At 62.9% G+C, this 10,525-nt stretch carries 12 protein-coding genes; 3 read left to right on the forward strand and 9 right to left on the reverse strand.

Features of this window, described 5'->3' with window-relative positions; all coding sequences use genetic code 11:
- The 6 genes from ccoO (WM94_RS09570) to ccoN (WM94_RS09595) form a co-directional block, all read right to left on the reverse strand.
- The gene (ccoO, locus tag WM94_RS09570; protein ID WP_013973496.1) at window positions 1–609 is read right to left on the reverse strand and encodes a cytochrome-c oxidase, cbb3-type subunit II; all 609 of its coding nucleotides are present in this window, start codon (window positions 607–609) and stop codon (window positions 1–3) included.
- The gene (gene ccoN / locus WM94_RS09575; RefSeq protein WP_061551055.1) at window positions 609–2,051 is read right to left on the reverse strand and encodes a cytochrome-c oxidase, cbb3-type subunit I; all 1,443 of its coding nucleotides are present in this window, start codon (window positions 2,049–2,051) and stop codon (window positions 609–611) included. Before ccoN (WM94_RS09575) ends, ccoO (WM94_RS09570) begins: the two co-directional genes overlap by 1 nt.
- Window positions 2,052–2,512: 461 nt before the next feature.
- Entirely contained in the window at window positions 2,513–3,454 is a 942-nt protein-coding gene (ccoP, locus tag WM94_RS09580) for a cytochrome-c oxidase, cbb3-type subunit III (protein WP_038410020.1), read from the reverse strand.
- On the reverse strand, window positions 3,451–3,645 hold the full coding sequence (locus tag WM94_RS09585; protein WP_023661030.1) for a cbb3-type cytochrome c oxidase subunit 3: 195 nt from the start codon (window positions 3,643–3,645) through the stop codon (window positions 3,451–3,453). The genes ccoP and WM94_RS09585 overlap by 4 nt, the downstream gene beginning before the upstream one ends.
- A gap of 5 nt (window positions 3,646–3,650) precedes the next feature.
- The gene (ccoO, locus tag WM94_RS09590; protein ID WP_013973492.1) at window positions 3,651–4,259 is read right to left on the reverse strand and encodes a cytochrome-c oxidase, cbb3-type subunit II; all 609 of its coding nucleotides are present in this window, start codon (window positions 4,257–4,259) and stop codon (window positions 3,651–3,653) included.
- 13 nt (window positions 4,260–4,272) lie between these two features.
- Entirely contained in the window at window positions 4,273–5,697 is a 1,425-nt protein-coding gene (gene ccoN / locus WM94_RS09595) for a cytochrome-c oxidase, cbb3-type subunit I (RefSeq protein WP_013973491.1), read from the reverse strand.
- A gap of 50 nt (window positions 5,698–5,747) precedes the next feature.
- Here ccoN (WM94_RS09595) and WM94_RS09600 point away from each other — a divergent pair, with 50 nt between their 5' ends.
- Window positions 5,748–6,440, forward strand: a complete 693-nt coding sequence (locus WM94_RS09600) for an alpha/beta family hydrolase (RefSeq protein ID WP_025340007.1) — start codon at window positions 5,748–5,750, stop codon at window positions 6,438–6,440.
- Between the two features lie 113 nt (window positions 6,441–6,553).
- Here WM94_RS09600 and WM94_RS09605 read toward each other — a convergent pair whose 3' ends face one another.
- Together WM94_RS09605 and WM94_RS09610 are read right to left on the reverse strand one after the other, a co-directional pair.
- Window positions 6,554–6,838 (reverse strand): pyrimidine/purine nucleoside phosphorylase, encoded by a 285-nt coding sequence (locus tag WM94_RS09605; RefSeq protein WP_003259920.1) that lies wholly within the window; start codon window positions 6,836–6,838, stop codon window positions 6,554–6,556.
- 74 nt (window positions 6,839–6,912) lie between these two features.
- Window positions 6,913–7,464, reverse strand: a complete 552-nt coding sequence (locus tag WM94_RS09610) for an exonuclease domain-containing protein (RefSeq protein ID WP_061551056.1) — start codon at window positions 7,462–7,464, stop codon at window positions 6,913–6,915.
- Between the two features lie 172 nt (window positions 7,465–7,636).
- On the opposite strand from WM94_RS09610, the gene WM94_RS09615 reads away from it, so the two are divergent.
- Window positions 7,637–8,437, forward strand: coding sequence for an ABC transporter substrate-binding protein (locus WM94_RS09615; RefSeq protein ID WP_061551057.1), 801 nt, complete (start codon window positions 7,637–7,639; stop codon window positions 8,435–8,437).
- 63 nt (window positions 8,438–8,500) lie between these two features.
- The gene (locus tag WM94_RS09620) at window positions 8,501–9,514 is read left to right on the forward strand and encodes a GNAT family N-acetyltransferase (RefSeq protein WP_061551058.1); all 1,014 of its coding nucleotides are present in this window, start codon (window positions 8,501–8,503) and stop codon (window positions 9,512–9,514) included.
- A 134-nt stretch (window positions 9,515–9,648) separates the two neighbouring features.
- On the opposite strand, the gene WM94_RS09625 is transcribed toward WM94_RS09620, so the two are convergent.
- Window positions 9,649–10,179 carry an RNA polymerase factor sigma-70 gene (locus tag WM94_RS09625; protein WP_061551059.1) on the reverse strand — a complete coding sequence of 177 codons (531 nt, stop codon included), beginning with the start codon at window positions 10,177–10,179 and terminating at the stop codon, window positions 9,649–9,651.
- Between the last annotated feature and the right edge of the window lie 346 nt (window positions 10,180–10,525).

The raw sequence follows: 10,525 nt of genomic DNA on the forward strand, positions 1-10,525 counted from the left end.
TCACCGTTTGCTCTTGATGATGGTGCCAAGACCCTGCAGGTACGCGACGATGGCGTCCATTTCGGTCTTGCCCTTGACCGCGTCGCGGGCCCCGGCGATGTCGGCGTCGGTGTATGGCACGCCGAGGGTGCGCAGCACTTCCATCTTCTTCGCGGTGTCCTTGCCGTCGAGCTTGTGCTCGACCAGCCACGGGTACGACGGCATCTTCGATTCCGGTACCACGTTGCGCGGGTTGTACAGGTGCGCACGGTGCCAGTCATCGGAGTAGCGGCCACCGACCCGCGCCAGGTCCGGCCCGGTACGCTTGGAGCCCCACAGGAACGGGTGGTCCCACACGCTCTCGCCGGCCACCGAGTAATGGCCGTAGCGCTCGGTTTCGGCACGGAACGGGCGGATCATCTGCGAGTGGCAGCCCACGCAGCCTTCGCGGATGTAGATATCGCGGCCTTCAAGCTCCAGCGCGGTGCGCGGCTTCATGCCTTCCACGGGTTTGTTGGTGACGTCCTGGAAAAACAGCGGGACGATCTGGGTCAGGCCACCGACGCTCACGGCGATGACCATGAAGAAGGCCAGCAGGCCTATGTTCTTCTCGACGGCTTCATGCTTCATCAGTGCGCTCCCACGACGACGATCTTGGCGGCTTCCTCAGCCTGTGCCGGGTTGGCGGCACGTACGGTACGGAACACGTTGTAGGCCATCAGCAGCATGCCGGTGGCGAAGAACGCACCGCCCAGGGCGCGGACGATATAGCCAGGGTGGCTGGCCTGCAGGGCTTCGACGAAGGAGTAGGTGAGGGTGCCGTCATCGTTGATGGCGCGCCACATCAGGCCCTGGGTGATGCCGTTTACCCACATCGAGGCGATATACAGCACGGTACCGATGGTAGCCAGCCAGAAGTGCGCGTTGATCAGGCCGACGCTGTGCATCTGCTCGCGGCCATACAGGCGCGGGATCATGTGGTACACGGCGCCGATCGAGATCATCGCTACCCAGCCGAGGGCGCCGGCGTGAACGTGGCCGATGGTCCAGTCGGTGTAGTGCGACAGCGAGTTCACGGTCTTGATGGCCATCATCGGGCCTTCGAAGGTGGACATGCCGTAGAACGCCAGCGACACCACCAGGAAGCGCAGGATCGGGTCGGTGCGCAGTTTGTGCCAGGCACCGGACAGGGTCATCATGCCGTTGATCATGCCGCCCCAGCTTGGCGCCAGCAGGATGATCGACATCACCATGCCCAGCGACTGCGCCCAGTCAGGCAGGGCGGTGTAGTGCAGGTGGTGCGGACCGGCCCAGATGTACAGGGTGATCAGTGCCCAGAAGTGCACGATAGACAGGCGATACGAGTAGATCGGGCGTTCGGCCTGCTTGGGTACGAAGTAGTACATCATCCCCAGGAAGCCGGTGGTCAGGAAGAAGCCCACGGCGTTGTGGCCGTACCACCACTGGATCATCGCGTCGGTGGCGCCGGAGTAGGCCGAGTACGACTTGAACAGGCTTACCGGCAGCGAGATGTGGTTGACGATGTGCAGCATCGCGGTAACCACGATGAAGGCGCCGTAGAACCAGTTGCCGACATAGATATGCTTGGTCTTGCGCTTGACGATGGTGCCGAAGAACACCAACCCGTAGGTGACCCAGACGATGGCAAGCAGGATCGCCAGCGGCCACTCGAGCTCGGCGTACTCCTTGGTGGTGGTGTAGCCCATCGGCAGGGTGATCAGCGCCCCGACGATCACCGCCTGCCAACCCCAGAAGGTGAAGGCGGCCATGCTGTCGGAGATCAGCCGGGTCTGGCAGGTGCGCTGCACCACGTAGTAGCTGGTGCCGAACAGCGCACAGCCCCCGAAGGCGAAGATCACCAGGTTGGTGTGCAGCGGGCGCAGGCGGCCGAAGCTGGTCCAGGGCAGGTCCAGGTTCAGTTGCGGCCATACCAGCTGCGAGGCGATGAAGACGCCGAGGCACATGCCAAGGATCCCCCAGACCACCGTCATGATGGCGAACTGGCGGACGACCTTATAGTTATAAGCAGTCGGACTGATTGCTGTGCTCATTGCTAAGGTTCCACGGTTTTGATGTTCTTGTTGGTCGAAAAATCGGCGCCAGTATTGATAACCACCGGGGTTACCGCAACGCAACTTTGGTACGCCGACCCGTGCCCGAGCCCGTTCACTGATGTCCCGCAGCGATCGGGTCTGGACGATTGTACACAAATAAATATTTGTAATGTGTACCGTTTTTCGACTTTTTCTGATCGATCGGTCAAGCTTTTTATCGGGACGGCGACAGGCTACGCGCCGCGTCTGCTTCGGTCCTTTCGGAGCGAGGCCCACTGAGGCAACAAGCTTAGTTGTGTTCGGAGGGGGTGCAAGGAGGGGTAGAGCGAGGAGAGGGGCTGCTTTGCAGCCCGTTCGCAGCACAAGGCTGCTCCTACAGGGTGGCTTAATCTTGCGCGGTACCCTTGTAGGAGCAGCCTTGTGCTGCGAGTGGGCCGCAAAGCGGCCCTTGGGCGGTATTACTTGGCAGTCACGGTTTCAGCAGCACCATCCTGCGACAGGCTATACACATAAGCCGCCAGCAGGTGCACCTTGTCGTTGCCCTGGATCTCCGCCTGCGCCGGCATCTGCCCCTGGCGACCATAGCGAATGGTCTGCTGCAGCTGGGCAAAGCTCGAACCGTAGATGAACGCCTGCGGGTGGGTCAGGTCTGGTGCGCCCATGGCCGGGGTGCCTTTGCCTTCAGGTCCGTGGCAGGCCACGCAGTTGCCGGCAAAGATCTCCTTGCCCTTGGCGGCGTCAGCCTTGACCCCTTCCGGCAGGCTGCGGCCATCGAGGTTGGTGAGCACGAACGCGGCCACATCCGCCACGCCCTGCTCGCCGATCACTTCGGCCCAGGCCGGCATCACGCCGTGACGACCGTTCATGATCGACGCCTTGATGGTTTCCGCCTCGCCGCCCCAGCGCCAGTCCTTGTCGGTGAGGTTGGGGAAGCCATAGGCACCCTTGGCGTCCGAGCCGTGGCACACCGAGCAGTTGGAGGCGAACAGGCGGCTGCCCATCTTCAGTGCCTGCGGGTCCTTGGCCACTTCTTCCACGGGCATGGCGGCGTACTTGGCAAAGATCGGGCCGAATCTTGCGTCAGCCTTCTCCATCTCCTTCTGCCATTCGTTGGCGCCAGTCCAGCCATTTTCATAGCCCGGCAGGATGCCCTTCCAGTTGCCCAGGCCCGGATAGAGGATCAGGTAGCCGACCGAGAACACCAGGGTGCCGACGAACAGCCAGAACCACCACTTGGGCAGCGGGTTGTCGTACTCCTCGATGCCGTCGAAGCTGTGGCCCATGGTCTGGTCGGTGGTGTTGTTGCTCTGGCCCTTGCGGGTGGCGAGCAGCAGCCAGGTCAGGCCAATCAGGCTACCGATGGTCAGTACGCAGATGTACGTACTCCAGAAGGTGGTCATTGCCCGTTACTCCTTTTTGCAGCAGGTTCCTGTCCGGCAGAGGGCAGGCGGTCGTCGACGAAGGGCAGCAGGCGCGCTTCGGCGAAATCACGGTCGCGGCGGCGGTTGAATACCCACAGGGTGAGGCCGATGAAGGCGATCATCACCACCAGTGTGCCCAGGCCGCGGATCATGCCGATGTCCATTCCCATCGCATTCACCTCTTGTTCTTGATCGCGGTGCCTAGCACCTGCAGGTAGGCGACCAGGGCATCCATTTCGGTCTTGCCCTTGACCGCGTCGCGGGCCCCGGCGATGTCATCGTCGGTGTACGGCACGCCCAGGGTGCGCAGGGTGCGCATCTTGGTGTCGGTATGGCTGTTGTCGACCTGCTGGGCGACCAGCCATGGATACGACGGCATCTTCGACTCCGGTACCACGTTGCGCGGGTTGTACAGGTGCGCACGGTGCCAGTCGTCCGAGTAGCGGCCACCGACCCGGGCCAGGTCCGGCCCGGTGCGCTTGGAGCCCCACAGGAACGGATGGTCCCACACGCTTTCACCAGCCACCGAGTAGTGGCCATAGCGCTCGGTTTCGGCGCGGAACGGGCGGATCATCTGCGAATGGCAGCCCACGCAGCCTTCGCGGATGTAGATATCGCGGCCTTCCAGCTGCAGCGCGGTGTAGGGCTTCATGCCTTCCACCGGCTTGTTGGTGACGTCCTGGAAGAACAACGGGACGATCTGGGTCAGGCCGCCGATGCTGACGGCGAACACCATCAGCAGGGCCAGCAGGCCGACGTTTTTCTCGATGACTTCATGTTTCATCAGGCAGGTCTCCTCAAGCCAGCTGGGCGTTCGCAGGGGCGACATCGAGCGCCGGCGAACGCACGGTGCGCCAGGTGTTCCAGGCCATCAGGAACATGCCGCTGAGGAAGATCGCACCGCCGACGAAGCGCACGATGAAGCCTGGGTGGCTGGCCACCAGGGTTTCCACGAACGAGTAGGTGAGCGTGCCGTCGCTGTTGACCGCGCGCCACATCAGGCCTTGGGCGATGCCGTTGACCCACATCGAAGCGATGTACAGCACGGTGCCGATGGTGGCCAGCCAGAAGTGCGCGTTGATCAGGCCGATGCTGTACATGCGCTCCTTGCCGAACACTTTCGGGATGGTGTGGTACAGCGCGCCGATCGAGATCATCGCCACCCAGCCGAGGGCGCCGGCGTGCACGTGGCCGATGGTCCAGTCGGTGTAGTGGGACAGGGCGTTGACCGTCTTGATGGCCATCATCGGGCCTTCGAAGGTGGACATGCCGTAGAACGCCAGCGACACCACCAGGAAACGCAGGATCGGGTCGCTGCGCAGTTTGTGCCAGGCGCCGGACAGGGTCATCATGCCGTTGATCATGCCGCCCCAGCTTGGTGCCAGCAGGATCAGCGACATCACCATGCCCAGCGACTGCGCCCAGTCGGGCAGGGCGGTGTAGTGCAGGTGGTGCGGGCCGGCCCAGATGTACAGGGTGATCAGCGCCCAGAAGTGCACGATCGACAGGCGATAGGAATACACCGGGCGTTCGGCCTGCTTGGGCACGTAGTAGTACATCATCCCCAGGAAGCCTGCGGTCAGGAAGAAGCCCACGGCGTTGTGGCCATACCACCACTGCACCATGGCATCGGTGGCACCGGCATAGACCGAGTAGGACTTGGTCAGGCTGACCGGCAGTTCCAGGTTGTTGACGACGTGCAGCATCGCCACGGTGAGGATGAAGCCGCCGAAGAACCAGTTACCGACGTAGATGTGCTTGGTGTTGCGCTTCATCAGCGTGCCGAAGAACACGATGGCGTAGCTCACCCAGACGATGGTGATCAGGATGTCGATCGGCCATTCCAGTTCGGCGTATTCCTTGGAGCTGGTGTAACCCAGCGGCAGGCTGATGGCCGCCAGCAGGATCACCAGTTGCCAGCCCCAGAAGGTGAACGCGGCCAGGCCCGGTGCGAACAGGGTGGTCTGGCAGGTACGTTGCACCGAATAATAGGAGGTGGCGAACAGCGCACAGCCGCCGAAGGCGAAGATCACCGCATTGGTATGCAGGGGGCGCAGGCGGCCGAAGCTGGTCCAGGGGAGGTCGAAGTTGAGGGAGGGCCAGGCGAGCTGGGCGGCGATGAAGACGCCGAGCCCCATCCCGACGATTCCCCACACCACCGTCATGATGGCGAATTGGCGGACCACCTTGTAGTTATAGGCGGTACTGCTGGTTGTGTTCATGTATGGGTTCCCATCCACGGTTATTTGGCAGGCTTTACAGCGAGGCAAGCATGATTAATGGGCAAAGTGCCGGTATTGACGGGGATCAATGGGCGAAGGTCGGAAATGTCCCAGGCTTGCGCTGCGATCCCCCGCATGTTCGGGGCAAGGACGGCTACAAGGGCTGCCTGATCCTGGCTCATGGCGCAGGTGCGCCGATGGACAGCGGGTTCATGGACGAAATGGCGCAAAGGCTTGCGGCGCTTGGGGTAGCGGTAGTGCGCTTCGAGTTCCCGTACATGGCCGAGCGCAGGGTTGCCGGCGGCAAGCGGCCGCCGAACCCGCAGAAGGTGTTGCTGGAATGCTGGCGCGAGGTGTACCGGCAGGTGCGACCTTTGGTCGCGGGCAAATTGGCGGTGGGTGGCAAATCCATGGGCGGGCGCATGGCCAGCTTGCTGGCCGATGAACTGGAAGCGGATGCACTGGTGTGCCTGGGCTATCCGTTCTATGCGGTGGGCAAACCGGAAAAGCCACGGGTCGAGCACCTGGCCGAATTGAAGACGCCGACGTTGATCGTGCAGGGCGAGCGGGATGCACTGGGTAACCGCGAGGCGGTGGCAGGGTATGCGTTATCGCCGGCGATCGAGGTGAGCTGGCTGGTGGCGGGGGACCATGACCTGAAGCCGCTGAAGGCCTCGGGGTTCAGCCATGAGCAGCACTTGCAGGCGGCGGCTGAGAAGGTTGCAGCTTTCCTAAAAGATTAGTGCTGGATTCTTCGCGGGTTTGCCCGCTCCCACAGGTACCGCACAGGCCCGCAAGCTTGTAGTGAACCTGTAGGAGCGGGCATGCCCGCGAAGAGGCCGGACCAGGCTGACGCTTAGTCGCGGTACTCGCACAGGTAGGCGGTATCCACCTTCACCTGCAGCTGGAACTTGCTGTCAGCCGGCACGTTGAACTTGTCGCCCGCCTTGAAGGTTTCCCAGTTGTCGCTACCTGGCAGCTTCACGGTCAGCGCACCCGAAACCACGTGCATGATCTCGCGCTTGGCAGTGCCGAACTCGTATTCGCCCGGGGCCATCACACCGACAGTGGCCGGGCCTTCTTCGCCCGCGAATGCGATCGACTTGACGGTGCCGTTGAAGTACTCGTTGACCTGGAACATGGGCGACTCCTGAAAAGGGGGGATGAAAAAGGGCTGGCCAGTATGCCCAAGCCCACCGGCCCCGTCATCTGCTTTCAGGTAGCGTCTGCCGGCAGGCTCAACGGCAGCAGCCGCGCGGTATTGCGCGCATCTTCCAGGGCCCGGTGCTGCTGCCCGCAAAAGTGCATGCCGGCCAGCTGCAGTGCACCATTCAGCCCAGCGGGGCGCTGCAGGTGGCGGGCCTTGGCGAAGCGTTGCTTGAGGTTGATGTGCGGCAGGGTCCGCAGCAGGCTGTCCAGCCCATGCTGCTGCCACTCCTGGTGCAACTGCTGGCGGTCGTAGTCGCCCCAGCTGACCCTGGCCTGAAGCTGCCCGCGGTGGTGCCCGAGCCAGCGCTCGAAGCTTGCCCATACCTCGCGGAACGACGCCGCACTGTCCACGCTGGCCTGGCTGATGTGGGTCAGCTCACGGCAGAACGGGGTCAGCTGCGGCCGTCGCCGAGGCTTCACGAAGCGCTGGAAGTGGTCGACCTCGCGGCCATCGCGGGTAACCAGGCTTGCGCCGATTTCAATGACTTCCATCTCTGTGACCGGCCACCCACCATCGTCGGTGGTGGCTTCCAGGTCGATCACCAACCAGTGGCCCATAGCAGGCTCCCTTGCAGATCCTGCTAGAGCGTAGCGAAACTCCGGGCATCCGGCATCCCCTGGCAGTTTGCCCGCAGCTTTGGCGCAAAGGGCCACTAACCGGCAGTTGTGTCCGGCCCGGAAAACGCCTAGCTTAGGCGGACCCCGGCATGAACCGTGATGAGTGTCCGTCTTGACTCCAGCGACCGGCCTGAAGGCCCTGTCTTCCCTGATGCTGCTAGCCATGTTCTGGCTGGCGGCGCCGGCATGGGCTGCCGATGCCGTCGAGGTAAAGATTGGCGCTGCGCATTTCCCTCCGTACACGGTACGCCCGGAGCAGGGCGCCGACAGCGGTTTGCTGCGGCAGTTGGTCGACGCGCTCAATCGCGCGCAGCAGCGCTACCACTTCGTCGTGGTGCCCACCTCCATCCAGCGGCGTTTTGGTGACCTCCAGCAAGGCCGCACCGACATGGCCATTTTCGAGAACCCGGCATGGGGCTGGCAGCAGATTGCCCACCAGAGCGTGGACATGGGCCTGGAAGATGCCGAGGTGTTCGTCGCCCGCAAGGCCAGTGGCCGTGACCCGCATTACTTCGACGACCTGCGCGGCAAGCGCCTGGCGCTGTTCAACGGCTACCACTATGCGTTCGCCGGCTTCAACTCCGACCCCGACTACCTGCGCAACGCCTACAACGCGACCCTGACGTATTCCCATGACAGCAACCTGCTGATGGTGCAGGCCGGCCGCGCCGACATCGCCTTGGTCACGCGTTCCTACCTCAGCGATTTCCTGGCGCGCAACCCGGCCAGTCGGGAGCAGTTGATGCCCTCGCAGCGCATTGACCAGGTCTATCATCACTACGCCTTGCTACGCCCGGGGGCACCCATCGGTGAACAATCGTTCGCGGCGCTGCTGCGTGCCCTGCGCGACAGTGGTGAGCTGGCGCGTATCTTCGAGCCATACCGCATCACGGTGGCGGCCCCGCGCGACTAAATTCCCGTGATGCGGCAACGTTCTCAGCAGTGAGCCTTTTCTTCATTGCCGCGAGTCAAGCCCATGCCGTTCGATGCCGCATCACAGCCCCAGTCAGCGCCACGCTGGCGCAGCCTCAGTGCCGAGGAGGGTGACAGCTGGCTGAGCCTGTCCCTCGAAGGCCGCGCGTTGATCCAGTTGCGCCTGGAGATGGGTGCTACTTTGCATGTCCACCTCGAGCGGCTGTGCCCCGAGCGCCCCTATGTGGCCTTGTGGGCCGCCTGTTATTGGCTGCTCGCCCGCGATGCGGCCTGCCAGCGTCTTGCCTGGCACCTGCCCGAGCCGTTGCCTCAGGCATTGACCAGTGGCCTGCTGCTGGCCGGCGAGCAGCCTGGCCAATACCTGTGCGAGCGGGCGCTGTTCTGGCAGCTGCCACAGCCGTGGCTGGGCGAGTCGACCAGCGTCGCCTACCCACAGCAGATGCAGATCAGCAACGGCAAGCGCCACCCACGCCGCGCGCCCAAGCCTCGTGGCGAGGTGTACCGGCGCTTCGATACGCGCCTGGGCAGTTGGGTATCGCTGCGTACCTTGGAGATCGAGCATGACCTGGAGCGCTTCAACCGCTGGCAGAACAACCCGCGGGTGGAGGCGTTCTGGCAGGAGGGTGGCACCCTTGCGCAGCATCGCGAATACTTGGGCAAGCTCGAGGCCGACCCGCATGCCCTGACGCTGATCGGTTGCTTCGATGACCAGCCGTTTGCCTACTTCGAGGCGTACTGGGCCAAGGAGGATCGCATTGCGCCGTTCTACCCGGCCGATGACTACGACCGTGGCATCCACATGCTGGTGGGGGAGGAGAGCCACCGCGGGCCGCACAAGGTGGCCAGCTGGCTATCGGCGCTGGTGCACTACCTGTTCCTGGATGACCCGCGCACCCAGCGGGTGGTGGCCGAGCCGCGTGCCGACAACGGCAAGATGATCGGCTACATGCACGACCAGTGCTTCCATTGCGACAAGGAGTTCGACTTCCCGCACAAGCGTGCGGCGTTGATGATTCTGGGGCGGGAACGGTTCTTCGATAAGTGTAAATTGGCTTGAGTGCCAGGGGGCCGCTGTGCGGCCCTGTGGGAGCGGGTTTACCCGCGAAGAATGCGACATGGTGCATGGCACCGGCTATGCCGGTGTTCGCGGGTAAACCCGCTCCCACACGTGCCCTCAGCAACCTTGAAGGTTCAGGCCTGCCGACTGGCCGTCTTGCGGCAATGCACCAGCGCATCGCGGATCATGAAGTTGACCAGCGTCGGCGACACTCCCAGCTCCTTGGCAATGTCCTTCTGCGGCACGCCATGCAGGCGGTACATCTCGAAGGCATAGCGGGTGCGCTGGGGCAGTTCGTTCAGCGCCTCGGCAATGTCATCCAGCGCGGCAAGGTTGATGTGGGTGGCTTCGGGGGAGGTATTTTGCACGACCACGTTCAGGCCTTCCTCCTCGCTGCCGGAGTATTTCAGCTCCATGGCCTGCTTGCGGTAGTGGTCGATGGCCAGGTTGCGCACGATCTGGAACAGGTAGCTCAGCTGCGCCTTGAACGACGATGTGATCTGCGGGGCGGCGCTGAGCCGGAAGAAGGCGTCCTGCACCACATCTTCGGCGCGCGATCGGCAGCCGGTGATGCGGGCAGCGATCTTGACCAGAATGCTGCGGTTGTTGACGAAGGCCTGCAGTAATGGTGAATCGCACTTACTTGTGGATAGTTGTTCCGCCATGGAAATCACCTTGTCACAGAGGGGAAAGGACGCACCCAAATTTGGGAAGCTTCCTACGACGGGCGACAAGCTATTCAGAATGATAATGATTGTCAAATGCGAAATGTAATTGGTTTCATGTGATTTCAGTTCTAAGGTGTGAGGGTGGCTGGGTGCATGTCGGGCATTTTCTGCGCCTGTGAGATCGAGCGCCGCGCGGGCGGCGCTCGATCTCACAGGCGCAGAAAGTGTCAAGACGAATACCCGCGCCCCCCCAAAGCCTCACCACCGCTAATTTCTCCCCCCGCCCATCCGTCCCCCTGTGTACACCTCAGGCCGCCACATGCCGCTGCGCCCACGTTCGCGC

This window comes from Pseudomonas sp. ABFPK (assembly GCF_001586765.1).
Classification (GTDB): domain Bacteria; phylum Pseudomonadota; class Gammaproteobacteria; order Pseudomonadales; family Pseudomonadaceae; genus Aquipseudomonas; species Aquipseudomonas asiatica.